Source organism: Saccharopolyspora hirsuta, from assembly GCF_008630535.1.
In the GTDB taxonomy this organism is placed as follows: Bacteria; Actinomycetota; Actinomycetes; order Mycobacteriales; family Pseudonocardiaceae; genus Saccharopolyspora; species Saccharopolyspora hirsuta.
This window is the reverse complement of the sequence record NZ_VWPH01000002.1, coordinates 232,475-256,325: the sequence shown is the minus strand read 5'-3', so window position 1 is coordinate 256,325 and position 23,851 is coordinate 232,475. Positions and strand designations below refer to the sequence as shown.

General features: G+C 70.9%; 22 protein-coding genes. 10 read left to right on the top strand and 12 right to left on the bottom strand.

The features are described from left to right. Positions 1-167 precede the first annotated feature (167 nt). On the top strand, positions 168-2,000 hold the full coding sequence (locus F1721_RS04250; protein ID WP_170301347.1) for an FtsK/SpoIIIE domain-containing protein: 1,833 nt from the start codon (positions 168-170) through the stop codon (positions 1,998-2,000). 77 nt (positions 2,001-2,077) lie between these two features. Here F1721_RS04250 and F1721_RS04245 read toward each other — a convergent pair whose 3' ends face one another. Together F1721_RS04245 and mca are read right to left on the bottom strand one after the other, a co-directional pair. Next, the gene (locus tag F1721_RS04245; RefSeq protein WP_150065207.1) at positions 2,078-2,407 is read right to left on the bottom strand and encodes a hypothetical protein; all 330 of its coding nucleotides are present in this window, start codon (positions 2,405-2,407) and stop codon (positions 2,078-2,080) included. Next, on the bottom strand, positions 2,404-3,285 hold the full coding sequence (mca, locus tag F1721_RS04240) for a mycothiol conjugate amidase Mca (protein WP_150065206.1): 882 nt from the start codon (positions 3,283-3,285) through the stop codon (positions 2,404-2,406). Before mca ends, F1721_RS04245 begins: the two co-directional genes overlap by 4 nt. A gap of 121 nt (positions 3,286-3,406) precedes the next feature. Between mca and F1721_RS04235 the strand changes: the two genes are divergently transcribed. Both F1721_RS04235 and greA read left to right on the top strand, forming a co-directional pair. Further along, positions 3,407-3,913: a DUF4307 domain-containing protein gene (locus tag F1721_RS04235; RefSeq protein ID WP_150065205.1), complete on the top strand. Its 507-nt coding sequence runs from the start codon at positions 3,407-3,409 to the stop codon at positions 3,911-3,913. Positions 3,914-4,104: 191 nt separating this feature from the next. Continuing rightward, a complete protein-coding gene (gene greA, locus F1721_RS04230) occupies positions 4,105-4,593 on the top strand; it encodes a transcription elongation factor GreA (protein ID WP_211840326.1) in 489 nt (162 codons plus the stop codon). A 76-nt stretch (positions 4,594-4,669) separates the two neighbouring features. Here the strand turns inward: greA and F1721_RS04225 are convergent, their stop codons facing one another. Further along, positions 4,670-5,158: an Lrp/AsnC family transcriptional regulator gene (locus F1721_RS04225; RefSeq protein ID WP_150065203.1), complete on the bottom strand. Its 489-nt coding sequence runs from the start codon at positions 5,156-5,158 to the stop codon at positions 4,670-4,672. Positions 5,159-5,373: 215 nt separating this feature from the next. Here F1721_RS04225 and hppD point away from each other — a divergent pair, with 215 nt between their 5' ends. Next, entirely contained in the window at positions 5,374-6,519 is a 1,146-nt protein-coding gene (hppD, locus tag F1721_RS04220) for a 4-hydroxyphenylpyruvate dioxygenase (protein WP_150065548.1), read from the top strand. Positions 6,520-6,526: 7 nt separating this feature from the next. On the opposite strand, the gene ilvA is transcribed toward hppD, so the two are convergent. Continuing rightward, the gene (ilvA, locus tag F1721_RS04215) at positions 6,527-7,738 is read right to left on the bottom strand and encodes a threonine ammonia-lyase (RefSeq protein ID WP_150065202.1); all 1,212 of its coding nucleotides are present in this window, start codon (positions 7,736-7,738) and stop codon (positions 6,527-6,529) included. Between the two features lie 161 nt (positions 7,739-7,899). On the opposite strand from ilvA, the gene F1721_RS04210 reads away from it, so the two are divergent. After that, positions 7,900-8,142, top strand: a complete 243-nt coding sequence (locus F1721_RS04210) for a hypothetical protein (RefSeq protein WP_150065201.1) — start codon at positions 7,900-7,902, stop codon at positions 8,140-8,142. Positions 8,143-8,668: 526 nt separating this feature from the next. On the opposite strand, the gene F1721_RS04205 is transcribed toward F1721_RS04210, so the two are convergent. The 3 genes from F1721_RS04205 to F1721_RS04195 all read right to left on the bottom strand — a co-directional run bounded on the left by F1721_RS04205 (position 8,669) and on the right by F1721_RS04195 (position 12,388). Next, the gene (locus F1721_RS04205; protein WP_150065200.1) at positions 8,669-9,808 is read right to left on the bottom strand and encodes a cystathionine gamma-synthase; all 1,140 of its coding nucleotides are present in this window, start codon (positions 9,806-9,808) and stop codon (positions 8,669-8,671) included. Positions 9,809-9,913: 105 nt separating this feature from the next. Then, positions 9,914-10,918, bottom strand: coding sequence for a DUF4064 domain-containing protein (locus F1721_RS04200; RefSeq protein ID WP_150065199.1), 1,005 nt, complete (start codon positions 10,916-10,918; stop codon positions 9,914-9,916). 102 nt (positions 10,919-11,020) lie between these two features. Then, on the bottom strand, positions 11,021-12,388 hold the full coding sequence (locus F1721_RS04195) for a cystathionine beta-synthase (protein WP_150065198.1): 1,368 nt from the start codon (positions 12,386-12,388) through the stop codon (positions 11,021-11,023). A 297-nt stretch (positions 12,389-12,685) separates the two neighbouring features. Between F1721_RS04195 and F1721_RS04190 the strand changes: the two genes are divergently transcribed. Next, positions 12,686-13,609, top strand: coding sequence for an SGNH/GDSL hydrolase family protein (locus tag F1721_RS04190; protein WP_150065197.1), 924 nt, complete (start codon positions 12,686-12,688; stop codon positions 13,607-13,609). A gap of 221 nt (positions 13,610-13,830) precedes the next feature. Next, positions 13,831-15,051 (top strand): acetyl-CoA C-acetyltransferase, encoded by a 1,221-nt coding sequence (locus F1721_RS04185; RefSeq protein ID WP_150065196.1) that lies wholly within the window; start codon positions 13,831-13,833, stop codon positions 15,049-15,051. 86 nt (positions 15,052-15,137) lie between these two features. Here the strand turns inward: F1721_RS04185 and F1721_RS04180 are convergent, their stop codons facing one another. Further along, the gene (locus tag F1721_RS04180; protein ID WP_150065195.1) at positions 15,138-15,935 is read right to left on the bottom strand and encodes a Bax inhibitor-1/YccA family protein; all 798 of its coding nucleotides are present in this window, start codon (positions 15,933-15,935) and stop codon (positions 15,138-15,140) included. A gap of 426 nt (positions 15,936-16,361) precedes the next feature. Here F1721_RS04180 and F1721_RS04175 point away from each other — a divergent pair, with 426 nt between their 5' ends. Together F1721_RS04175 and F1721_RS04170 are read left to right on the top strand one after the other, a co-directional pair. After that, positions 16,362-17,765 carry an MSCRAMM family protein gene (locus F1721_RS04175; RefSeq protein ID WP_342782916.1) on the top strand — a complete coding sequence of 468 codons (1,404 nt, stop codon included), beginning with the start codon at positions 16,362-16,364 and terminating at the stop codon, positions 17,763-17,765. Next, positions 17,762-18,400, top strand: a complete 639-nt coding sequence (locus tag F1721_RS04170) for a class F sortase (RefSeq protein ID WP_150065194.1) — start codon at positions 17,762-17,764, stop codon at positions 18,398-18,400. The genes F1721_RS04175 and F1721_RS04170 overlap by 4 nt, the downstream gene beginning before the upstream one ends. 415 nt (positions 18,401-18,815) lie before the next feature. On the opposite strand, the gene yidC is transcribed toward F1721_RS04170, so the two are convergent. Next, on the bottom strand, positions 18,816-19,844 hold the full coding sequence (gene yidC, locus F1721_RS04165) for a membrane protein insertase YidC (protein ID WP_150065193.1): 1,029 nt from the start codon (positions 19,842-19,844) through the stop codon (positions 18,816-18,818). Positions 19,845-20,078: 234 nt separating this feature from the next. Here yidC and F1721_RS04160 point away from each other — a divergent pair, with 234 nt between their 5' ends. Then, the gene (locus F1721_RS04160; RefSeq protein ID WP_150065192.1) at positions 20,079-21,056 is read left to right on the top strand and encodes a cation diffusion facilitator family transporter; all 978 of its coding nucleotides are present in this window, start codon (positions 20,079-20,081) and stop codon (positions 21,054-21,056) included. A gap of 34 nt (positions 21,057-21,090) precedes the next feature. On the opposite strand, the gene F1721_RS34910 is transcribed toward F1721_RS04160, so the two are convergent. The 3 genes from F1721_RS34910 to F1721_RS04145 form a co-directional block, all read right to left on the bottom strand. Further along, the gene (locus F1721_RS34910) at positions 21,091-21,744 is read right to left on the bottom strand and encodes a hypothetical protein (RefSeq protein ID WP_150065191.1); all 654 of its coding nucleotides are present in this window, start codon (positions 21,742-21,744) and stop codon (positions 21,091-21,093) included. Positions 21,745-22,354: 610 nt separating this feature from the next. Next, positions 22,355-22,915, bottom strand: a complete 561-nt coding sequence (locus tag F1721_RS04150; RefSeq protein ID WP_246154203.1) for a DUF4232 domain-containing protein — start codon at positions 22,913-22,915, stop codon at positions 22,355-22,357. A 166-nt stretch (positions 22,916-23,081) separates the two neighbouring features. After that, complete coding sequence (locus F1721_RS04145) at positions 23,082-23,729, bottom strand: TetR/AcrR family transcriptional regulator (RefSeq protein WP_150065190.1); 648 nt, start codon at positions 23,727-23,729, stop codon at positions 23,082-23,084. Positions 23,730-23,851: the final 122 nt, after the last annotated feature.

Sequence of the window (23,851 nt, the reverse complement as noted above, 5' to 3'; positions counted from 1 at the left end):
TCCAACCGAATCCGCGCCCGGCAGGACCGCCGCCCGGCATGCCACCAGGGCCGCCACCCGCCCGGCCCTCGATGCCACCGCGCCCCACCGCGCCGTCACCTCCACCACCGGTCGCGGAAGCGACGCAGGTCATCCGCACCGAGCCGAAGCCCGAAGAGCCGATCGACATGTTCGCCCTCGCTGGCATCGGCGATCCGCTCCGGTTCGACCTGAGCAAGATCTGGCAGCCGCGGGATGTCGACCAGCGCTACCGAGTTCCCATCGGCTTGGACGAGAACCAGCAGCCGCTGCTGCTCGACCTGCTCGGGTCCAAGACCGCGGTCGGCATCTTCAGCGGCGCCGAGCAGGGCAGTTCCCAGCTCCTGCACAGCATCCTGTTCGGGATGGCCGCAACGCACTCCCCGGCGGAGATCAACTTTATTTGCGTGGGCGACAGCTACAGCGACCCGACCTGGAACTCGATCGGCGACCTTCCGCACGCCGCAGCGATCCAGGCGATCGGCGCGAACGCCTCCGACGAACACCGGATCACCACCGCGCTGGAAGGCGAGCTGGAGAGGCGAGCCAGCCTCCTCTCCGCGCTGTCCACGCAGAAGTTCACCGACTACCAGATGATCCAGCCGCAGACCCAGCTCGATCCGATGCCGATGCTGGTGGTGGCGATCAACCGCCTCTCCCACTTCCTCGAAGCAGCTCCCGGCTTCGACCAGACGCTGAGAAGGCTGATGTCTGCGGGCGATCTGGGGATCAGACTGCTCTTCAGCTCTTACACCTCGAAACTGCCCGATCACCTCATCGGCATGTTCGAGCAGGTAGTGCTGAAGTTCTTGTCCAAGCGCACTTCCCAGGCGCTGCTGGGAAACGACCGAGCGGCGCAGCTACCCCTCGGCCACGGCTACCTGGGGGCGCAACCGTTCCGCACCGCCCGTGCGGATCTGCCGCACCCGTCGAGTTCCCCCGACTACCCCGTCCCGGCCTACAAGCTGTTCGCGGACCGGGTGCGAAACCAAGCGCGACCGGCTCGGCAGCTCGTTCTGCCACCACCCGGGCAAGAACAGCCGTCCGGCGTGGACGCCCCGCTGCCCCGGCTGACCACCAGCGAGGACCGCGGCTTCGGCGCCGAGACCGCATCGCCGCCTGCCGTCACCATCGGAACTGTCGACAACCCGCGTGAACACCGGCAGGACCCACTGCGCCTGGACTTCACCGGCGCCGAAAGCAGGCTCGCGATCGTCGGGCGCCCCGGCAGCGGCAAGACGACCGCGGTGCTGACCACGCTGATGGCGCTGGCCCTGACCAGCACCCCGACCGAAGTCCGCTTCCACTGCCTGGCTTTCGGCGGCAACGGCCTGCTGCCGCTGCGGAACCTCCCGCACAGCAGAGCCGTCGCGCCCAGCTTCGACCGCGAGCAGGTCGACCAGGTCCTGGCGCACCTCGAATCCACTTTGGACCGGAGGATCCGGTGCTTCGCCTCGGAGGAGATCGACTCCACCGCCGACTTCCGCCGCAGGCGCGCCGAAGCCGATCTCGGCGAAGAGGCCACCGATCACTTCCTGGTCGTCGACGAATGGCCGGAAGTGCACCAGCACCCCGGCCTCGCCGACCGCGTGCTGCGCCTGGCCCGGCGCGGACCGGAGCACGGCATCCACCTGGTCGTCACCGCCAACCGCTGGGACGACCTGCCGCGCGAACTGCGTGAACTCACCCGCGGCCGGATCGAGCTGCGGCTCACCGATCCGCGCGAGTCGCTGGTCTCCACCCCGGCGGCGGAAAGGCTCCCGGACGAAGCCGGGCACTGCCTGCACCGCGGGCTGTGGGGCACGATCAACCTGCCCGTGCTGGACGACGACCTGCCCAGCTACTTCGAGCTCCTCGAACACGGGCTGCCGGACGACCTGCCCGCCAAGACCCGAGCCCTCGTCACCCGCATCGACGAGTCCTGGCAGGGTCCCCGCTTCAGCCAGCTCGGCCACGAGCGGACACCGGCCGACGACGGCTGAAGGATTCCGGAGACCCATCGCTGAAAACGGAAGCGGGGCCGCCCGGAAATCCAGGACGGCCCCGCTCCTCCTGTCGGCTACGAGCCTTCGCCCTTGTCGGGCTTCGGCTCCTCCTTCTCGTTCGCTTCGGCTTCCGCCTTCGCGGCCTCCGCTTCGCGGGCCGCTTCGGCGCGCTTCACCTTCGCCGGGGCCGCTGCGGCGGCCTTCTCCTCGTCGAAGACCACCGGCAGCTTGCGCAGGTGCTTGGTCATCGAGCGGATCAGGAACACCACCGCCACCGCGAACAGGATCAGCAGCACCAGGCCGACCGGGGAGGACTTGCCGAAGTCCTCGCCCTGCCCGCCCGGGTCGTTCGGCGGTGCCGGGGCCTGCGCGAGCACGTGGGCCGCGGTTTCCAGGGCAGTCATGCGCACACCTTCTCCTGCACGCCGGAGAACAGGTCGTCCTCCGGCAACGTGGTGTCGACCAGGGACCGGACCAGCTCGTAGTCCTCGGTCGGCCACAGCTCCTGCTGGACGTCCAGCGGCACCGCGAACCACCGGCTGTTCGGGTCGATCTGGGTGGCGTGGGCGCGCAACGCGTCATCGCGCTGCGGGAAGTACTCGGCGCACTCGACCCGCGTGGTGACCCGGTCGTCGGGGTCCGGGCGCGAGGAGTCCCACTTCGCCAGCCACTCGCCGTAGGGCGACTCCATGCCCCGCGCCAGCAGCGCCTCGTGGAACAGGTGCATGCGCTTCCGGGAGAAGCCGTGCGAATAGTACAGCTTCAGCGGCTGCCAGGGCTCCCCGGCGTCCTGGTACAGGTCGGGGTCACCGGCCGCGTCGAAGGCCGCCACCGAGATCTCGTGGCACCGGATGTGGTCCGGGTGCGGGTAGCCGCCGTTCTCGTCGTAGGTGATCACCACGTGCGGGCGGAACTCCCGGATCACCTTGACCAGCTCGCGGGTGGACACCTCCAGCGGGGTGGTGGCGAACACGCCCTCCGGCAGCGGCGGGGGCGGGTCGCCCTCCGGCAGGCCGGAGTCCACGAAGCCCAGCCAGCGGTGCTGCACGCCGAGGATCTCGGCCGCCTTCGCCATCTCCTCGCGGCGGATCTCCGAGAGGTTCTCGACGACCTCGGGCCGGTCCATGGCCGGGTTGAGGATGCTGCCCGCTTCACCCCCCGTGCAGGTGACCACCATCACCTCGTGCCCGTCGGCCACGTAGCGCGCAGTGGTCGCGGCACCCTTGCTGGACTCGTCATCCGGGTGCGCGTGCACCGTCATCAGCCGCAGCTTGTCCGCCATCGCCCGGTAGTCCCCTCCTGCTATGCAGCATCTCTCCTGAACACGGCCCCGCTGACAGGCCGCAGGACACCCCAGGGATACTTAACGTGGATGTCGGGCCCCATTGTTCCCGGTGGGTCCGATGGACCGAGCGCCAGCCCCCGCCAGCGGGGGCGGCAAGACCGCAGGCGAAAGGCTTCCCGAGCCGGTGACGCACCCGCAGATCCCGCAGGACCGGTACGGGTCGCGCGCGAAGGCGACGCGACCGCGGCCGGGCCGCCGCTGGTTGCTCTACGCGGTCGTGCTCGTCGCCCTGGTGGGCGTGTCGATCATCGGCTACCGGAACCTCGGCAGCGCTCCCATCGAGGGCAAGCAGGTCGCCTTCGAGATCATCGACGACAGCTCCGTGCGCATCGTGGTCGAGGTCGAGCGCGACGAACCGCAGCGCCCCGCCGTGTGCGTGGTGCGCTCCCGGGCCAAGTCCGGCGAGGAGATCGGCCGCAAGGAAGTCCTCATCCAGCCTGCGGATGGTGTGACCAGGCAGGAGACTGTGTTGCGCACGTCCCCCCAACCGGCCACCGGGGAGGTGTACGGCTGCACTTACAACGTTCCTGAATATTTGTCCACCCACACGCGGCCAACCGGGTGAAGACAGGCGTTCCACGCCGGGCGCTGGGAAAATGCAGCCCCTCGGCGTGTAGGTTCGTGCTATCGTCGAGCACAGCACGGCCCCGCGCGGGCCGTGTTTTTCCGTTACTTGGCCATCAGCCGAGAAATGAGCGCGGAAATGCAATTGGCCCGCGGGGAGTCGCGGGACGCAGTCGACGAGGAGTGGTGACCGTGAGCGAGACCCAGGTGACCTGGCTGACCCAGGATGCTTACGACCGGCTCAAGGGTGAGCTGGACGAGCTCGTGGCCAACCGCCCGGTGATCGCCGCGAAGATCAACGAGGCCCGCGAGGAGGGCGACCTCCGGGAGAACGGCGGTTACCACGCTGCCCGCGAGGAGCAGGGCCAGATCGAGGCCCGCATCCGCCAGCTGCAGGAGCTGCTGCGCACCGCCAAGGTCGGCGACGTGCCCACCGAGTCCGGTGTGGCCCGCCCCGGTTCGGTGCTGACCGTCCGCTACGACGGCGAGGACGAGACCGAGAAGTTCCTGCTGGCCACCCGCGAGGAGGGTGCGCACGGCGAGCTGGAGGTCTACTCCCCGAGCTCGCCGCTGGGCCAGGCGCTCCTGGACGCCAAGGAGGGCGAGACCCGCGAGTACGAGCTGCCCAACGGCGGCACGATGAAGGTCACCCTGGTCAAGGCCGAGCCCTTCACCGGCTGATCAGAAGCAGCCGCGCCGGCTGAGCACGAAAAGGCCTCCGCACCGCGGGCGCTCTGTTGGGCGCCCGCGGTGCTTTCTATTCCGCTGTTTTCGCCAGGCGTTCCAGGAGGGGGCGGACTCTGGGGGCCACCGGGGTGGACAGGGCGATGGACGTCGAGGTGCGGCGGACCCCGGTGACGCCGACGATCTCGTCGATCACCCGCTGCAGGTCCGCGTTGGAGCGGGCCACCATGCGGACGAACAGGTCGCCCTGGCCGGTCGTCGCGTGCACCTCGCACACCTCGTCGATCGCGGCCAGCTGCTCGGCCACCAGCGCCCGGTGGCCCTGGGCGATCTCCAGGACCGCGAAGGCCGTCAGGCCGTAGCCCATCGCCGCCAGGTCCAGCTCCGGCGGGAACCCCAGCAGGACGCCGCGCTGCACCAGCCGGTCCATCCGGGCCTGCACGGTGCCGCGCGCCACGCCCAGCCTGCGTGAGCACTCCAGCACGCCCAGGCGGGGCTCGTCGGACAGCAACAGCAGCAGGCGCGCGTCCAGCGCGTCCAGGGCCTCGGCGTTCGCAGCCACGTCTCATCCTCTGCTCGGGTTGACCGATCCATCCAGCGGATCCGATCGAATGCTGAACAGATTGCCCAGATAAATCAACCGCTGTTGCCCAGGGTGACCGGCCCGCGCACGCTGAGCTCATCAGCACCGGAGCCAACCGCGGGGGGGACATCGTGACCGGCACCGTGAACCAGAGGAATCAGCCCGAGCAGCTCGACGACGTGACCTTCGACCAGATGCGGCGGCTCGTCGGGCTCGTCGAGCACGACGACACCAAGGACCCGTTCCCGGTCCGGGCGCTCGACGCCGTGGTGTTCGTCGTCGGCAACGCCACCCAGAGCGCGCTGTTCTACCAGGTGGCGTTCGGCATGGAACTGGTCGCCTACTCCGGCCCGGAGAACGGCAACCGCGACCACAAGGCGTTCGTGCTCAAGTCCGGCTCGGCGCGCTTCGTGCTCAAGGGCGCCGTCGACCCGGACAGCCCGCTGGCCGACCACCACCGGCGGCACGGCGACGGCGTGGTCGACCTCGCCCTGGACGTGCTCGACGTCGACAAGTGCGTGGCGCACGCGCGGGCGCAGGGGGCGACCGTGCTGGACGAGCCGCACGACGTGTCCGACGAGCACGGCACGGTCCGCACCGCGGCGATCGCCACCTACGGCGAAACCCGGCACACGCTGCTCGACCGCAGCCGCTACACCGGCCCCTACCTGCCCGGGTACGTCGCGCAGCGGGGCAGCTACGTCAAGCCCGCGGACGCGCCCAAGCGGCTGTTCCAGGCCGTCGACCACTGCGTGGGCAACGTCGAGCTCGGCCAGATGGACCGGTGGGTGGAGTTCTACAACCGGGTGATGGGCTTCGTGAACCTGGCCGAGTTCATCGGCGACGACATCGCCACCGACTACTCGGCGCTGATGAGCAAGGTGGTCGCCAACGGCAACCACCGGGTGAAGTTCCCGCTCAACGAGCCAGCGGTGGGCAAGCGCAAGTCGCAGATCGACGAGTACCTGGAGTTCTACCGGGGTCCCGGCTGCCAGCACATCGCGCTGGCCACCGGCGACATCATCAGGACGGTCACCGCGATGCGGGCCGCCGGGGTGGAGTTCCTGGGAGCGCCGGACTCCTACTACGACGACCCGGAGCTGCGGGCGCGCATCGGCGAGGTGCGGGTGCCGATCGAGACGCTGAAGGAGCACGGCATCCTGGTCGACCGCGACGAGGACGGCTACCTCCTGCAGATCTTCAGCAAACCGATCGGCGACCGCCCGACGATGTTCTACGAGCTGATCGAGCGCCACGGCTCCCTGGGCTTCGGCAAGGGCAACTTCAAAGCCCTCTTCGAAGCCATCGAGCGGGAGCAGGAACGCCGCGGAAACCTCTGATCCCCGATCAGCGGTCGGCGAGGACGGTGAAACCGGCGGCCCGGAGTTCGCGGACCACGCGTTCGCGGTGCTCCGGGCCCCGGGTCTCCAGAGAGATCTCCACCTCCACCTCGCCGAGGGCCAGCGCGCCGGAGATCCGCGAGTGCTCGATGTCCAGGACGTTGGCGGTCAGCTCGCCGAGCTTGGCCAGCAGACCCGCCAGGGAGCCCGGCCGGTCCGGCAGCCGGATGCGCAGCGACAGGTAGCGGCCCGCCGCGGTCATGCCGTGCTGGATCAGCTGGAGCAGCAGCAGCGGGTCGATGTTGCCGCCGGACAGCACCGCAACCGCCGGGGCGACGACCTGCTCCGGGTGCTCCAGCAGCGCCGCGACCGCCGCCGCACCCGCGGGCTCGACCACCAGCTTCGCCCGCTCCAGGCACAGCAGCAGCGCCCGCGACAAGGCCTCCTCGCTGACCGTGAACACCCCGTCGACCAGCTCCGCGACGTGCGCGAACGGCACCGGACCGGGCTCGGCGACGGCGATGCCGTCGGCCACCGTCTGGGTCTCGGCCAGCCGCACCGGCTTGCCCGCCGCCAGCGAGACCGGCCAGGCCGCGGCCTGCTCCGCCTGCACCGCCAGCACCTTGACCTGCGGGTGCTCGGCCTTCACCGCGGCGGCCACGCCAGCGACCAGGCCACCGCCGCCGGTGGGCACGACGATGCTGCGGACCTCCGGCAGCTGCTCCAGGATCTCCAGGCCGACCGTGCCCTGACCGGCGACGATGTCCGGGTGGTCGTAGGGGTGGATGAACTCCGCACCGGTGTCGCGAGCGTGCTCGCGGGCCGCTGCCAGGGTCTCCTCGAGCACCGCGCCGCGCAGCCGGACGTCGGCGCCGTAGGCCTTGGTGGCCGCCAGCTTCGGCAGCGGAACCTGCTCCGGCATGAACACCGTCGCGTGGATGCCGAGCAGCGACGCGGCCAGCGCGACGCCCTGCGCGTGGTTCCCGGCGCTGGCCGCGACGACACCGGCCGCGCGCTGAGCCTCGTCGAGCGCCCGCAGCCGCACGTAAGCGCCGCGGAGCTTGAACGAGCCCGTGCGCTGGAGGTTCTCGCACTTCAGGTAGACATCGCCCGCGCAGTGCGCGCCCAGCACGCGGGAGTGCTCGAGCGGGGTCCGCCGCGCGATCCCGGCGAGCTCCGCGTCCGCGGCCCGGATCCGGTCCAGGTCGACCAGCCGCATGCGCCAATCGTGCCACCGCGAACCGGGGGTCACTCGAGCAACACGTTGGGTACCCTCGAAGGAGCGGCTGGTCGCGGAGGGGGCGACGCGCGCGACCGCCGAGCACTTCCGGCGGTGGGCACCGCGCACCGGGGCCGCCGCCCAGATCATGGGGAGGGAGCATGTCGAAGCTGACGTCGAACCGCGCCCTCCCGCTGGTCACGGGCGTGGTCACGGCGGCCGCGCTGTCCGGCGCGGCGGTCTTCGCGGTGCTGCAGTCCGGGTGCGAGAACCCCGGCTCCTACCTGGTCCGGGACGACGTGGTCGAGCTGATCGGCGGCTGCCTGCAGCCCGACGACCTCCCGGTCACCCCGCGTCCCCCGGCCGAGGGCCTGGGCAGCAGCGACCCCGCCCAAGCGCGGTGAGATCACCGATCCCGGCAGGGATCAACCTCCGCAGCAGTGCGCTTCGCTAGCTCCGCCCGGGTGGACGCAATTTCAATGAGGTTTTTCCAACCTCGTTCTGCGTGGCGGTGCCGGTGGCGGAACCTCAGCGCCCGCCTGGACTGCGGGTGCCCTGACTGATGTATGACCGATACACGGCGTCAGGGCCGTCCTCGCCAGGCGAACGCTGAGAACCCGCGGCGGTGCGAGCTGCGAGGGTGGGTTATGCGCCTGCGGCGCGTGCGCCCCTCGCCGATCGGTGCCGGTCGCCCTTCGCAGGTGCGGTCCACGGGCAGGATGAAAAAGGCTCAATGGAAATCGGACGTCCGATTTCCATTGAAATTGCGCAAGTTCTGCACACCCAGGACGACCTTGCCGGACAAAGTCCCGAGCCCCACCCAACCGCACCTCAGGGGACCGTGACGCAACCCAGCCACAAGAAACCCGGAAACCGCGACCTCACCCCCCAAACGCAACCACCACTGTGAATCGCGGAGAGGCGGCACTGTCAACCCAGGGCCTGGAGGATGTCCTCGACCAGGTCGTCGGCCTCCTCGATGCCCACCGAGAGGCGGACCAGCTCGGCCGGGACCTGGAGCATCGAGCCCGCCGTGCTGGCGTGCGTCATGCGGCCCGGGTGCTCGATCAGGGACTCCACCCCGCCCAGCGACTCGGCCAGCGTGAACAGCCGGGTGCGCGCGCAGACCTGCAGCGCGGCCTCCTCGCCGTCGGCGTGCAGGAACGAGATCATGCCGCCGAAGTGCCGCATCTGCTTCACCGCGACCTCGTGGCCGGGGTGCTCCGGCAGACCCGGGTAGAGGACCTTCGCGACCTTCGGGTGACCGGCCAGCGCGGCGGCGATCCGCTCGGCGTTGGCGCTGTGCCGCTCCATGCGGATCGCGAGGGTCTTGGCGCCGCGCAGCGTGAGGAACGCGTCGAACGGGCCCGGGACCGCGCCCGCGCCGTTCTGCAGGAACGCGATCTGCTCGGCCAGCTCGTCGTCGGAGGTGATCACGGCACCGCCGACGACGTCCGAGTGGCCGCCCAGGTACTTGGTCGTCGAGTGCACCACGACGTTCGCGCCGAGCTCCAGCGGCTGCTGCAGGAACGGCGAGGCGAAGGTGTTGTCCACCACCAGCTTCGTGCCCGCCCCGCGGGAGACCTGCGCCAGCGCGGCGATGTCGGCGATGTTGAGCAGCGGGTTGGTGGGCGTCTCGACCCAGATCACCTTGGTGTTCGGCTGGATCGCCGCCCGCACCGCGTCCACATCGGACACCGGAGCCGGGGTGTACTCCACGCCCCACCCGGTGAGCACCTTGTCGATCAGCCGGAACGTGCCGCCGTAGGCGTCGTCCGGGATGACCAGGTGGTCGCCCGGCCGCAGCGTCGCCCGCAGCACCGCGTCGGTGGCGGCCATGCCCGAGGCGAACGCCCGCCCGTGGCGGCCGCCCTCCAGCTCCGCCAGGCACTGCTCCAGCGCGGTGCGGGTCGGGTTGCCGGTGCGCGAGTACTCGTACCCCCCGCGCATGCCGCCCACCCCGTCCTGGGCGTAGGTCGACGTGGCGTGGATCGGCACGATCACCGAACCGGTCGTCGGATCCGCCTCCTGCCCCGCGTGGATCGCGCGGGTAGCAAAGCCATCACTCATGTGGAGCAGCGTACGACCAACCGACCGGTTCGCCGACTCGGCCCCGGAACGCGGAGCGGCCCCCGACCGGGCTGGTCGAGGGCCGCTCCGCTCGAGCTCAACGTGTCACCACTGCGGCGGCTGCTGGCCACCGGGCGGCGGGTAGCCGCCGGGCTGACCCGGCTGGCCGGGCTGGCCGAACTGCTGCGGCTGCTGGCCGTACGGCGACTGGCCCGGCTGGCCGAAGCCCTGCGGCGCGCCGAAGCCACCGGCAACCGGGGCCTGCGCACCGGCAGCGGCCCAGTCGCGGGTGCCCGGCAGGAACGCCAGCACCGCGAGGGCGATGCCGAAGAGCAGACCGAAGTAACCCTGGAAGCCAGCCGGGTACATGATGATCCCGATCAGGCTCGACAGAGCACCGACGGCCGCAGCACCGCCGACCAGCAGCGGGCCGATCGGCTTGCGCTTCAGCAGCAGGATGCCGCCGACGAGGTACGCGATGGCGGCGATGATGCTGACGATCACCATCACGTACGCCAGGCCCATCGACGGGACCTCGACGTCGTACTGCGAGGCCAGGCTCGACGCAGCAGCCAGACCGAGGATGCCGATGATGCCGAACAGGATGCCCAGCGAACCGAAGACGATGCCGAGGATGGCGACGGTCTTGGCCAGACCCGGGTTGCCCGGGCCCTGGGGGGCCACCTGGCCGTAGGCAGCCTGGGGCGGCTGGGCGCCGAAGCCCGGCTGGGCCTGCGGGGCCGGGAAGCCGCCGCTGGGGGTGCCGGGCTGCTGCGGCTGGGCCGGGAAGCCGCCCGGCTGGCTCTGGGTGCCGGGCTGCTGGTACATCGGCTGCGGGGGCTGCGCCGACGGCGGCACCATCGCAGTCGCCTCAGCGCCGCTCTGGCCGCTCAGGCCGGGCTGCTGGTACATCGGCTGCGGGGGCTGCATCGACGGCGGTACGACCTGCGTCGAGTCGGACGGCGGCTGCTGCGGCTGTCCCTGCGACTGCACGGGCTTCACGACCTGAGTCGCGTCGCTGCCAGCCTGGTTGGGGTCCTGCGGGTCCATCCGGTTCGAGATGGGGTCCGAACCCTGCTGACCGCCGTCCGGCGGCTGCGGAGAGCTCATCGGGTTGTCCTACTCCCTCGGGGCGTAATGCGAAAGCCTGGGCATTCGACGACACACGCTATCTGATGGACGGGCAGCGTAGTGCCATTCCGTAACAAGTCGTCATCGACCGGCGATGAATCCAAGCACATCTTGTCGGGTGACCACCCCGGCGGGCTTGCCGTCGATCAGCACCATCGCCCCGTCGGCCCCGGCCAGCGCGGTCATCGCGGCGCTGACCTCCTCGCCCGCGCCGATGGTCGGCAGCGGCGGGGACATGTGCGCCTCGACCCGGTCGGCGAGGTTCGCGCGACCGGCGAACAGCGCGTCCAGCAGGTCGCGCTCGTTGACCGCGCCCGCCACCTCGGCGGCCATGATCGGCGGCTCCGCGCGCACCACCGGCATCTGCGACACGCCGAACTCGCGCATGATCGCCACCGCCTCCGCGACGGTCTCGTTCGGGTGAACGTGGACCAGGTCCGGGATGGTGCCGTCCTTGCGGCGCAGCACGTCGCCGACCGAACCACCGGCGTGGTCCGGCGACAGGAAGCCGTAGGAGGCCATCCAGGAGTCGTTGAACACCTTGGTCAGGTAGCCGCGGCCGCCGTCGGGCAGCAGCACCACGATCACGTCGTCCGGGTCCGCGGTCTCCGCGATCCGCAGCGCCGCCGCGACCGCCATCCCGCAGGAACCGCCGACCAGCAGCGCCTCCTCGCGGGCCAGCCGCCGGGTCATCTCGAACGAGTCGGCGTCGGAGACCGCGACGATCTCGTCGCAGATCTCCCGGTCGTAGGTGGTCGGCCAGAAGTCCTCGCCGACGCCCTCCACCAGGTACGGCCGACCGTTGCCGCCGGAGTAGACCGAGCCCTCCGGGTCGGCGCCGATGATCCGCACCCGCCCGTCGGAGACCTTCTTCAGGTACTGCCCGGTGCCGGAGATGGTGCCGCCGGTGCCGATGCCGGCGACGAAGTGCGTCACCTTGCCCTCGGTCTGCGCCCAGATCTCCGGGCCGGTGGAGTGCACGTGGGACTCCGGGTTGGCCGGGTTGGAGTACTGGTCCGGCTTCCAGGCGCCCTCGATCTCCTCGACCAGGCGGTCGGAGACGCTGTAGTAGGAGTCCGGGTGCTCCGGGGGGACCGCGGTCGGGCAGACCACGACCTCCGCGCCGTAGGCCTTGAGGACGTTGCGCTTGTCCTCGCTGACCTTGTCCGGGCAGACGAAGACGCAGCGGTACCCCTTGCGCTGGGCGACCATGGCCAGGCCGACGCCGGTGTTGCCGGAGGTCGGCTCCACGATGGTCCCGCCGGGTCGCAGCTCGCCGGATTCCTCGGCGGCCTCGATCATGCGCAGCGCGATGCGGTCCTTCACGCTGCCACCGGGGTTGAGGTATTCGACCTTGGCAAGCACCGGGGCCTTGCCGGTTGCCACCGCGTTCAACCGCACCAGGGGGGTGTTGCCCACCAGGTCGGTGACGTGCTCGACGTAGTCCACGTCAGGTCCTCGATCCTTCCCAGACTGCTGTGCTCCGTCGAGCCTAATCTGCTGGTCACCGGCCAACTCACCGAGGCTTTCCAACGGCGCTGCGATCACGATCACCGGAGCGGGTGAAACTCCGCGGACCTCGCGCGCGACACACCGTTGGGGGAACGAATTCACGTTCTCCGACGTCTTGCCGATGACGGGAGCGCTCGCCTCGCGGGCGGGGCGGCGCGGGGCGACCATGACCCATCCCGTTCGACGCGGCCGCCCGGTGATCTCGGGCGGTCCGGACCGGTTCAGGAGGGCCGCATGATCGCAGCGAAGGCACTCCGGCTCGCCCTGCTGGCGGCGGGCACCGCGGGCGGGCTCTCCGGCGCCGCGTACGGGCTGCTCAACGGGCAGTCCAAGTACGCGCGGCGGGTGATCGGCCCACCGGCCAGCGAGCCGCTGCGCGCCGACGGCGTCCACCTGCCCGACGGCACCGGGCCGGTGCCGCGGCGGGAGCTGCCGGACGGGGTCGAGCCGCTGGAGTTCGCGGTGCTCGGCGATTCCGCCGCGGCCGGGCTGGGCGTGGACTTCCCGGCCGAGCTGCCCGGGGTGCGGATGGCGCGCGGGCTCGCCGAGGAGCTGGACCGCCCGGTCGCGCTGACCACCCGCGCCATCGTCGGCACCACCTCGCAGGAGCTGGCGGCGCAGGTCGACGCCGCGCTGGTGCGGCCGCCGCGGCTGGCGCTGATCATCGTCGGGGCCAACGACGTCACCTCGAAGCTGCCGGTCTCGGCGTGCGCCGACCTGCTCGGCGATGCGGTGCGGCGGCTGGTCGAGGCCGACGTGGCGGTGGTCGTCGGCACCTGCCCGGACCTGGGTGCGATCCGGCCGATCCCGCAGCCGCTGCGGTCGATCGCGCGGCACTGGAGCCTGGCGCTCGGGCGCGCGCAGCGGCGGGTGGTGGAGTCCGCCGGTGGGCACGCCGTGCCGCTGGCCGACCTGCTGTCGCCGGAGTTCCTGGCCCGGCCGAGCGAGTTCTTCAGCCCGGACCGGTTCCACCCGTCGGCGGCCGGGTACGAGGCGGCGACGGCGATCCTGCTGCCCGCGATGTGCGCGGCGATCGGCGAGTGGGAGGGCGGTCCGCTGCCGACCGCGCCGACCCGGTCCGAGGCGGCCGAGGCGCGCCGCCCGACCAGCCGCATCGTCGCCGGGCTGAACCGCCGTCTGCACCACCGCTCCCGCTGATCCGACGGTCGTGAGCGCGTAACAGTGTTCGAACACCGTTACGCGCTCACGACTTCCGGACGACGTACCAACTGGTCGGTTTCACCCTTGTCCGGTGACTGCCGTCACCGCCAAGATGGGGTCACCGGCTCTAAAGTGACCGACCAGTAGGTCAAGTCGCGCGGGCCGTGCGCGGCGGATCGCCGCTTCGCGCGCCCACGACCGCGAACGAAGGAGTTCCCATGCCCGAAGCAGTCATCGTCGCCACCGCGCGATCCCCCATCGGCCGGGCCGGCAAGGGGTCGCTGAAGGACCTCCGCCCGGACGACCTCACCGCCCAGATCATCCGCGCCGCGCTGGACAAGGTGCCCGAGCTCGACCCGGCCGAGATCGACGACCTGATGCTCGGCTGCGGCCTGCCCGGCGGCGAGCAGGGCTACAACATGGCGCGCGCGGTCGCGGTGCTGCTCGGCTACGACCAGCTGCCCGGCACCACCATCACCCGCTACTGCTCGTCGAGCCTGCAGACCACCCGGATGGCGCTGCACGCGATCAAGGCCGGCGAGGGCGACGTGTTCATCAGCGCCGGCGTGGAGATGGTCTCCCGGTTCGCCAAGGGCAACTCCGACTCGCTCGAGGACACCAAGAACCCGCTGTTCGCCGACGCCCAGGCGCGCACCCAGCAGGTCGCCGAGCAGGGCGCGGACTCCTGGACCGACCCGCGCACCCTGGACCTGGTGCCGGACGTCTACATCCCGATGGGCCAGACCGCGGAGAACCTGGCGCGGGTCAAGGGCATCAGCCGCGACGAGATGGACGACTTCGGGGTCCGCTCGCAGAACCTGGCGGAGAAGGCCATCGCCAACGGCTTCTGGGCCCGCGAGATCACCCCTGTCACCACCCCGGACGGCAAGGTCGTCGACGCCGACGACGGCCCGCGCGCGGGCGTGACCAAGGAGGGCGTGTCCGGGCTCAAGCCGGTGTTCCGCCCGGACGGCCGGATCACCGCGGGCAACTGCTGCCCGCTCAACGACGGCGCCGCCGCCCTGGTGATCATGAGCGACACCAAGGCCAAGCAGCTGGGTCTGACGCCGCTGGCGCGGATCGTGTCCACCGGCGTGTCCGGCCTGTCGCCGGAGATCATGGGCCTCGGCCCGGTCGAGGCGTCGAAGCAGGCGCTCAAGCGCGCGGGCATGAGCATCGGCGACATCGACCTGGTGGAGATCAACGAGGCGTTCGCCGCCCAGGTGATCCCGTCCTACCAGGACCTGGGCATCCCGCTGGAGAAGCTGAACGTCAACGGCGGCGCGATCGCGGTCGGCCACCCGTTCGGCATGACCGGCGCCCGCATCACCACGACGCTGATCAACTCCCTCCAGTGGCACGACAAGCAGTTCGGCCTGGAGACGATGTGCGTCGGCGGCGGCCAGGGCATGGCCATGGTCCTCGAGCGCCTCAGCTGACCTGCGGGAACTCTTCGCCGTTCAACGCAACGGGGCCCTGCCGTCCACGATGGGCGGCAGGGCCCCGTTCGTCGTTCTGCTGGGGGTCACTCGCGGTTGAAGTAGTACAGCAGGCGGAGGATCTCCAGGTAGAGCCAGACCAGGGTGGTCATCAGGCCGAAGGCGATGTACCAGGAGAACTTGGCGTCCACCCCGCCCTTGATCGCCTGGTCAGCGGCGTCGAAGTCGAGCAGGAAGCTGAACGCCGCGATGCCGATGCAGACCAGGCTGAAGATGATGGCGATCGGACCGCCGTCGCGCAGCCCGAGGCCGCCCGCGGTGAAGAAGCTGGCGATCAGGTTCACCAGCATCAGGACCGCCACACCGGCAGCCGCACCGATGATCCACTTGGTCAGCTTCGGGGTGACGCGGATCGCGCCCGTCTTGTAGACCACCAGCATGGCCGCGAAGACACCGATGGTGCCCGCGATGGCCTGCAGGATGATGCCCGCGCCGAGGTTCGGGACCAGGGAGGCGAACAGGTAGCTGATGCCGCCGAGGAACACGCCCTCGACGGCCGAGTAGGCGATGACCAGCCCGGGGCTGACCTTCTTCTTGAAGATCAGGACCAGCGAGATGACCAGGCCGATGATCGCGGCGGGCAGCGCCAGCGCGACGGCCGGCGGACCGACCAGGTAGGTCAGCGTGCCGGTGATCACCGCCAGGCCGAGGGTGATCGCGGTCTTGGTGACCACGTCGTCGATCGTCATCGGACGCGAGGTCTGCGGCGGGGCGACCGTCGCCTCGCCGAAGGGCGAAGCGGGCTGCCCCTGGCCGTAGTTGAAGTTCGCGTAACCGCCGGTCGTCGGCAGGTTGCGGAACGCGGGGTTGCTCGTTGTGCGCAACTCATCCTCCTGGGCGTGCTTGCGCCGTCACTCGGAACAACGCTCGGCAGCGCTGACCGGTTCCCGGTTCGGTAAAAGCGACTTTACCCGCCGATCCGGGGTGTCCCCACCGCCCCTGGAAACTACTCGGTATCGATTTTTCCGCGATAACGATCACGTCCCGTCGCCAACCTTTCCGCGCCAATGCACCGGGTCACCGAAATCGCGTGAGCGCCACCACTCCGCTCGGCTCAACGGGTGACCATCGCGTGCCTTGCGCCTGCGATCTTCGACGCGGAGTGATCGGCAACGTCAACCGGATGACCTCTTGTTGCCACGCTCCGTGATCGGAAGTATCGCGTCGGGCGCTCGCGCGGTTCCTGGTCGGGGTTCAGCAGAACGAACACGCGACGCCGCATCACCTCCACCACCGGAACTGGAGCTCGCATGCGCATGTTCAAGAAGTGGGCCGCGGCGGTGCTGGGCACCGCCGCGCTCGCCGGGGGGAGCCTGCTGGCCCTCCCCGGTGCCGCCAGCGCCGACCCGCAGGAAGCGGTCGGCCACGAGACCCGGCCCGGGCAGCCGTACCGGGGCAACCCGGAACCGGACCGCGACTGGCTCGGCTCCTACCTCGTCAACGGCCAGCAGGTGTGGTGCGTGCAGTTCGCGCTGACCGCACCGGACAGCGACGAGGAGTACCAGCCGGGCGACGAGCTCAAGACCAAGTGGGGCACCGCGATCCCCGACGACACCGCCGCCGACATCTCCTACCTGCTGCTGCGCTACGGCAACACCCAGTCGCCCGACCAGGCCGCCGCGCTCGCGCACCTGCTGCACTCGTGGACCGCCGCGCCGCGCAGCGCGGCCGACCTCGACCCGGACAACGACTTCAAGCGGATCGCCTACGACGTCGACGCCCACTACGCCAAGCTCCCCCAGGGCGCCAAGGACGCCGTGGAGTCGCTCAAGGCGGAGGCCAGCAAGAACCGCGGCCCGTGGGAGGCCGAGCTGACCGCCCCTGAGGGCGAGCAGACCATCGGCCAGGCCGCCGAGTGGACCCTGACCGTGCAGCGCGCCGACGGCCAGGGCATCGGCGGGGTGCCGGTGCAGCTCTCCCCCACCGACGCCGAGGTCGAGGGCGTCGCCGAGGACGGCACCGTCACCACGCCGGAGGACGGCAGCCCGCTGGTGCTGAAGGTGACCCCGACCGGGCCGAACCCGAAGATCACCGGCAAGCTGTCCGCCCCGGCCGACCGGCCGTACGTGCGGCAGGCCGTCAACCAGCCCGACACCACCCAGCGCGTGGTGTCCACCGGCGGCGAGCAGGAGCTCTCCGTCGAGGCCGCGACCACCGCGGTGACCGCGCCGGGCGTGGTGAAGGTCGGCAAGACCGACTCGGAGAGCCAGGCGGGCATCGCCGGCGTCTCGCTGCGCGTGACCGCCGCGGACGGCTCGCCAGCGGTGCGCCAGGACGGCACCCCGCTGGTCGGCGAGGACGGCCAGCCCGTCGTGGTCGTGACCGGCGCGGACGGCACCGTCGAGGTCCCCGACCTGCGCACCCCGCAGGAGGTCAGGATCACCGAGGTCAAGCCCGCCCCCGGCTACGAGGAGGCCTTCGACGGGGCCAACCCGCCGTCGGTGACCGGCACCGTCGAGGCCGGGCAGACGCTGGAGCTGAGCCTGGTCAACAAGCCGAACACGCCGACCGTGCCGATCCGCATCCCGGCCGGTGACCCGACCGAGGAGGGCGTGCCCGCCGGGCTGCTCGGCCTGGCCGGGCTGACCGCGGTGACCGTGATCGGCGGAGCCGGGTTCGCGCTGCGCCGGCGGATCGGGGCGCGGAAGCAGTGACAGCTCGGCGCCGTTCCCTGTTCGTCGTGGTGGCGGTCGCGGTGATCGCCCTGGTCGCGGTGGCCGTCGTGGTCGCCTGGAACCTGCTCACCGCGCCCGCCACCAGCACCGCCGCGGACCGGCCCGCGCCGCCGCGCGAAGCGGCCGCGGCGGCTCCGCAAGCACTGCCCGCGCAGCCGGTGCACGTCCCGGCCGGTCAGCCGCCGGGCACCGTCCGGCTGCCGCAGGGCGGCACGGCCGAGCTCGTGCGCAAGGAGATCGACCGGTCCGGCACGCTGCCGGTGCCCGACGGCGTCGACGAGGCGACCTGGTGGGGTGCCGGGCTCGACGCCCCGAAGGGTGCGACGGTGCTGGCCGGGCACGTCAACTGGAAGGGCTCGGTCGGGCCGTTCGAGGAGCTCTGGCGGTCCGAACCCGGTCAGCCCGTGACCGTCGTCGACGACGGCGGCAAGGAGTGGCGGTACCAGGTGTCCGAGGTCATCACGGTGGACAAGGACGACCTGCCCGCCCGGGCCCGCGACCTGTTCGGGCAGGGCGGTGAGCACCGCCTGGTGCTGGTGACCTGCGGCGGCCGCTACGTCGGCGGCGACCTGGGTTACGACGAGAACCGCATCGTCATCGCCACCCCGGCCTGATCCGGGGACAGCAGGAGGGGCCGGTGGATCCGTCCACCGGCCCCTTCGCACATTCGCGGTTTCAGTTGAAACTGCAGAACTCACGCACCCGGAATCGCAGTTTCAACTGAGCCTTTTTCATCCTGCCCGTGGACCGCAGCCGCGAAGGGCGACCGGCACCGATCGGCGAGGGTCGCATGCGCCGCAGGCGCATAACCCACCCTCGCAACTCGCACCGCCGCGGGTTCTCAGCGTTCGCCTGGCGAGGACGGCCCAACTGCCGTGTATTGGCATACATAAAGTTGGGCACCCGGAGTCCAGGCGGGCGCTGAGGTTCCGCCACCGGCACCGCCACGCAGAACGAGGCTGGAAAAACCTCACTGAAACTGCGGTTCGGACGACGGGACCGGGCGATCGACGCCGGTCCGTCGCCGGGTCACCGTCGTTTCTTGCCCTTCTTGGCCGAGGCCGCCTGCTTGCCCGGCCGGTTCTTCTTGGTCCCCGGACGACCGCCCGGCCGCTGGCCGTTGTTGTTCTTCGGCTTGCCGGAGGTCGCGGTGGCGGTCGCGGTGGAGGCGGACTCCTCGTCGGCGCTCTTGCCGTCCTGGCGCACCGGCTTCTGGCCCGGCTTCGGCCGCGGGGCGGACTTCTTGGCCTCGATCTCCTTGGCCTTCTCCCGCTCCTGCTCGCGGTCGATCTTCTTGGTCAGGAAGTGCTGCTGGCCCAGGGTCCAGACGTTGTTGGCCAGCCAGTACAGCAGGACCGCGATCGGCAGGAACCAACCGGAGATGATCGCGCCGATCGGCGCGACGTACATCATGAACTTGGCCATCATCGCCGACTGCGGGTTGGCCATCGCCGCATCGGTCTGCTTCTTCACCGACAGGCGCATGGTGAAGAAGGTGGCCACCGACGCGATGATCATCAGCGGGATGCCGACGATCATCATCGAGGTGCGGTCGGTGCCGAACAGCGCCAGCTCCGCCTCGGGCTGGGTGATCCAGTTCGACAGCTTCGCGCCGAAGATGTCGGCGTTGATGAACGAGTCGACGCCGGCCTTGTCGAAGATGAAGTTGCTCTCCGCACCCGGGTGGAAGTTGCGGAGCACGTGGAACAGGCTCAGGAAGACCGGGATCTGCAGCAGCGCGGGCAGGCAGCCGCCGAGCGGGTTCACCCCGTGCTCGGACTGCAGCTTCTGCATCTCCTGCGCCATGCGCTGGCGGTCGTTCTTGTACTTCTCGCGCAGCTTCTGGATGTGCGGGGCGAACTTCGCCATCTTGCGCCCGGCCCGCATCTGGCTGATGGCGGGCTTGAGCAGCACCACACGCAGCGTGAAGACCAGGAAGAACACCGCGAGCGCCCAGGCGAACCCGTTGTCCTCGCCGAGCACGGCGCCGAAGATCTTGTGCCAGAACCACAAGATCGCCGACACCGGGTAGAGGATGAAGGAGAAGAAGCTTTCCACTCAGTCACTCCTGATCTTGGGCCACTCCTGGACATGGCCCGCCTGTCCGGCGCTGCCGGGGCGTACGCGGCCGGCCGAACCGCGCAGGATCGGCCCTCCCAAGGGTGCCATGCCGGATCGCGCACCAACCGTCGCCCCCCGAAAGGGGGACATATAGCACAGAGAGTCACTGGGCGGATCATGCCGCCCCCGCCTAGCGTGTTCGCCATCTCAGGCGACGTCGAGGGGTGGCCGATGGCTGACGCGGAAAAGGGTGGCGAGAGCACGCTGACGGTGCTGGTGGCGCTGGGCATCAACCTCGCCATCGCGGCGATGAAGGCGGTCGCCGGGGCGATCACCGGGTCGGCCGCGATGCTCGCCGAGGCCGGTCACTCGGTGGCCGACACCTGCACCGAGGTGTTCCTGCTGACCGCGCTACGGCGCTCCGGCAAGCCCGCCGACGCCCGCCACCCCTTCGGCTACGGCAAAGAGCGGTACTTCTGGTCGCTGATCGCGGCGATCAGCATCTTCGTCTCCGGCGCGGTGTTCGCCCTGGTCGAGGGCTTCCGGACACTGTTCGGCGAGCCGCAGGAGCAGACCCAGCCGCTGGTCGGCTACCTCGTGCTCGCGCTGGCCTTCGCGATGGAGGCGGTGTCCTGGCTGCGCGCGATGCGCCAGGTGCGGGCCGAGGCCGCCGAGAACGGCGACACGATCCTGCACCACCTGCGGGTCTCCGACGACCCGACGGTCAAGACGGTGCTGCTGGAGGACAGCGCGGCGCTGGCCGGTCTGCTGCTGGCCTTCGCCGGGCTCGGGCTGCACGACCTCACCGGGTCGAGCGCGTGGGACGGGCTGGCCTCGATCGCGATCGGCGTCCTGCTCGCGCTGGTCGCCTACACGATGGCCCGCACCAACCTCGCCCTGCTGATCGGGCAGCAGGCGGACCGCAGGCTGCTGGTGGCCGTGCACCGCAGGCTGGGCGAGCAGCCGGAGGTGGACAGCGTGGTGGACCTGCTGTCCATGAACGTCGGGACCGACCGGGTGCTGTGCTGCGCCCGGGTGGACTTCGCCGCCTCGCTGGACTCCACCGAGCTGGAGCGCGCGGTGGTGCGCATCGACGGGACGCTGCGCGAGGAGTTCCCGGAGCTGGACGAGGTGTTCCTGGAACCGGTGCCGCGCAACGACCCGGACCTGCGCGCCCGAGTGCTCGCCCGCTACGGCCATCCGCTGTGAGCACTCCGCGCGGCCGCGGAGTGCTCACAGCCGATCAGCGCTTCAGCGCGCGGGCGACGATGCGGCCGCCGAACAGGTAGATCAGCGCCGCGAGGCCGTAGTTGAGCACCACGCCGATCGTCGCGTCCCCGGGCTGGAACACGTCGCCCAGGCCGAACACGAAGAACTTCGCGGTCCCGTAGGTGAAGGACACGAAGCCGTTGTCCTGGTTGGCACCGGTGACCACGAAGATGATGTGCAGCAGGAAGATCAGCGCGATCAGGCCGGTGAACACGCCGATCAGGCGGCCGATGGTGTCCGCGCTGGGACCGCTGAACCGGGGCTCGCGGTCGTCGTAGCGGTCCTCCCGGGGCGCCCGCTCGCGACGCCGCTCGCGGGGCGGTTCGTCCCGGTAGCGGTCGTCGTGGTCGTCCTGGTAGCGGTCGTCGCGCCGCTGGTCGTAGTGGTCGTAGTACGCGTCCCGGTAGCCCTCGTCGTAGGCGTCGCGGTACCGCGCCTCGTCGCGGCGGCCGTCGGCGTACGGGTCCCGGCGGTCGGCGTCCGGGTCGCGCAGCGTGCCGGACTCTCGGTAGGGGGCGGGCTCGTCGAGCCCGTCCAAGCGCTGCTGGACCCGCGTCGCCGGGTACTGGTTCGGCGGCGGCCCCTGCGGCGGTTGCCGCCCGCCGGGCGGCGGGGCCTGCGGAGCCACGCCGGGCGGGCCTTGGGGAGCCGCGCCCGGTGGCGGGCCTTGGGGAGCGCCGGGCGGAGGCCCCTGCTGGGGCGCACCAGGAGGTGGACCTTGCGGAGCTGCGCCGGGCGGAGGTGCACCGGGGACGCCAGGGCGGGGACCGCCCGGTGGCATCGGGCCAGCTCCAGGCGGTGGACCCGGCTGAGCCGCACCGGGCGGCACCGGTGCCTGCGGGACCGCACCGGGCGGTGGGCCTGCCGGGGCTGCGGCCGCTGGGCCGACCGTTCCCGTCTTCCGCGTCTCCTGGGCCTGCGGCGGTTGCCCCTCCGGTGGCACCGGTCCCTGGCGGGGCGGTCCGGGCGGCACCTGCCCGGGCGGCGCCTGCGGCGGCCGGCCCGGCGGCACCGGTCCCTGCGGCGATCCGTCCTGCGGACGCCCCGGCGGCGGCCCGGACGGTCCGGGGCCCGGCCGACCGGCTGGGGGCTCTGCACGCTCATTGGCCATGGCAGCGCATTGTCTCGGGTGATCCACCCCCGGCGAAACCCCCACCCCCGACGCCGCCCGTGGCGCGCACCACAGTTCCCCCGAACGGCCTCGCTGACCTGCGCAGATCTCAGGCGTACCGCGCGGATCAGGAGCGGACGGCCCAGGCGTTCACCGCCAGCCGCCCGGTGGTGCCCAGATCGATCCCGCCGTCCGGCTCGACGACCTGCGCCGGTTCGCCCGCCGCGGGAGCGATCTCCAGGTAGCTGCCGTCGACGGCGGGCGCGGTCGAGTCCGTCACGTCGTTGCGCCACAGGACCCGCGCGGTCACCTGGTCGCCGGGCCGCAGCGTGACCGGCGCGGGCGGCACGTCGTAGCTGTCCGGCGAGCTGACCGGCTCCGACCCGTTGCCGACCACGACGTCCAGCGGCTGCCGGTCCGCGCCCAGCACCCGGACCACCGGGAACCCGTTCGCGGTGTAGTCCGCGGTCCCGCAGTTGGTCAGGACGACGCCCATCGCCCGCAACCCCATCGCGGCGTCCACCGGACCAGCGGTGATCGCCACACCGGACTCCGGGCACCCCGCGACCTCGCTGGTCGTGGGCGTCGGCGGCGGTGGCGGCGGCGCGGGCTCGGGCCCGGTGCAAGCGGCGAGCACGACGACACCGGCGACCACCACGCCGGAAAGCACTGCAGGAGTTGACTTCACGAGCTGAGCTTTCCACACCCGCCACCGGAGACGGCCCTGTGTGCGTTCTGCGAGCGCGGCCCTGGAGCCTCCGCCCCATGGCGAAACTCGTCATCAGCAGCAGCGCCGCCCTGCTGTCCACCGGCGTGCTGTCCGGTGAAGTCGCGCCGGGCTGCCCGGGGGCGTCTCAGCTCTCCCGCGGGGCGATGAGGGCGGCTGCTACTCGGGGGAAGATCTCCGTGAACAGGGTGCCCATGTTCGGGTCGGTGTTGCTGAAGACCGCTCGCTCCAGCTCCGCGTCGTAGATCGCGATCAGGGCTCGGACCGCGTCACGGGTGTCCACCTCCGCTCGCATGCCCATCTCGTCGAGGGCGTGCTGCATCAGCTCCGCCACCGCTTCGGTGACCTGGACCAGGTACTCCCCCGCTCGCATGCGCAGTTCCGGGCTGCGCAGGGCGTGCGCGCGGAACTCCGTCAGCAGCAGGTACCAGGTCTTGTCCGCGACCAGCGACTCCGCGCACGCCGCACCGATCTTGACGATCGCCTCGTGCACCGAGCGCTCCTCGCCGGTGGGCGCGATCGCCTTCTCGATGATCTCCCGGGTCTGGTCGATGCGGGCGGCCATCTCCTCCTCGTAGACGGCGAGGAACAGGTCCTCCTTCGTCGCGAAGTTGGAGTAGAAGGCGCCGCGGCTGAACCCGGCCGCCTCGCAGATCAGCTCCACCGGCGTGTCTCGGATGCTGTGCTCGAGGAACACGTCCCGAGCAGCGGCGATCAACCGTCGACGGGTCTCCGCGCGGCGACGGGTCTCGCGTCGTTGCGGCTGCTCGGTCATGACCTTGAGTCTCCTGCCCAGTGTTTCGCCTCACAGTTTCCCCCGCGAGGTGGCCGCCGGGGATCTCGGGAAATATACAGTGTGAATCGAATACATCGTGTATCGCATGCATCGCGTATCGC

What these genes read in the sequence shown, in the direction of transcription:
- F1721_RS04250 (WP_170301347.1), top strand. Translation starts at nt 168, where the DNA reads ATGTTCGCCCTCGCTGGCATCGGCGATCCGCTCCGGTTCGACCTGAGC.
- F1721_RS04245 (WP_150065207.1), bottom strand. Translation starts at nt 2,407, where the DNA reads ATGACTGCCCTGGAAACCGCGGCCCACGTGCTCGCGCAGGCCCCGGCA.
- mca (WP_150065206.1), bottom strand. Translation starts at nt 3,285, where the DNA reads ATGGCGGACAAGCTGCGGCTGATGACGGTGCACGCGCACCCGGATGAC.
- F1721_RS04235 (WP_150065205.1), top strand. Translation starts at nt 3,407, where the DNA reads ATGGACCGAGCGCCAGCCCCCGCCAGCGGGGGCGGCAAGACCGCAGGC.
- hppD (WP_150065548.1), top strand. Translation starts at nt 5,374, where the DNA reads ATGCGGCGGCTCGTCGGGCTCGTCGAGCACGACGACACCAAGGACCCG.
- ilvA (WP_150065202.1), bottom strand. Translation starts at nt 7,738, where the DNA reads ATGCGGCTGGTCGACCTGGACCGGATCCGGGCCGCGGACGCGGAGCTC.
- F1721_RS04210 (WP_150065201.1), top strand. Translation starts at nt 7,900, where the DNA reads ATGTCGAAGCTGACGTCGAACCGCGCCCTCCCGCTGGTCACGGGCGTG.
- F1721_RS04205 (WP_150065200.1), bottom strand. Translation starts at nt 9,808, where the DNA reads ATGAGTGATGGCTTTGCTACCCGCGCGATCCACGCGGGGCAGGAGGCG.
- F1721_RS04200 (WP_150065199.1), bottom strand. Translation starts at nt 10,918, where the DNA reads ATGAGCTCTCCGCAGCCGCCGGACGGCGGTCAGCAGGGTTCGGACCCC.
- F1721_RS04190 (WP_150065197.1), top strand. Translation starts at nt 12,686, where the DNA reads ATGATCGCAGCGAAGGCACTCCGGCTCGCCCTGCTGGCGGCGGGCACC.
- F1721_RS04185 (WP_150065196.1), top strand. Translation starts at nt 13,831, where the DNA reads ATGCCCGAAGCAGTCATCGTCGCCACCGCGCGATCCCCCATCGGCCGG.
- F1721_RS04175 (WP_342782916.1), top strand. Translation starts at nt 16,362, where the DNA reads ATGCGCATGTTCAAGAAGTGGGCCGCGGCGGTGCTGGGCACCGCCGCG.
- F1721_RS04160 (WP_150065192.1), top strand. Translation starts at nt 20,079, where the DNA reads ATGGCTGACGCGGAAAAGGGTGGCGAGAGCACGCTGACGGTGCTGGTG.
- F1721_RS04145 (WP_150065190.1), bottom strand. Translation starts at nt 23,729, where the DNA reads ATGACCGAGCAGCCGCAACGACGCGAGACCCGTCGCCGCGCGGAGACC.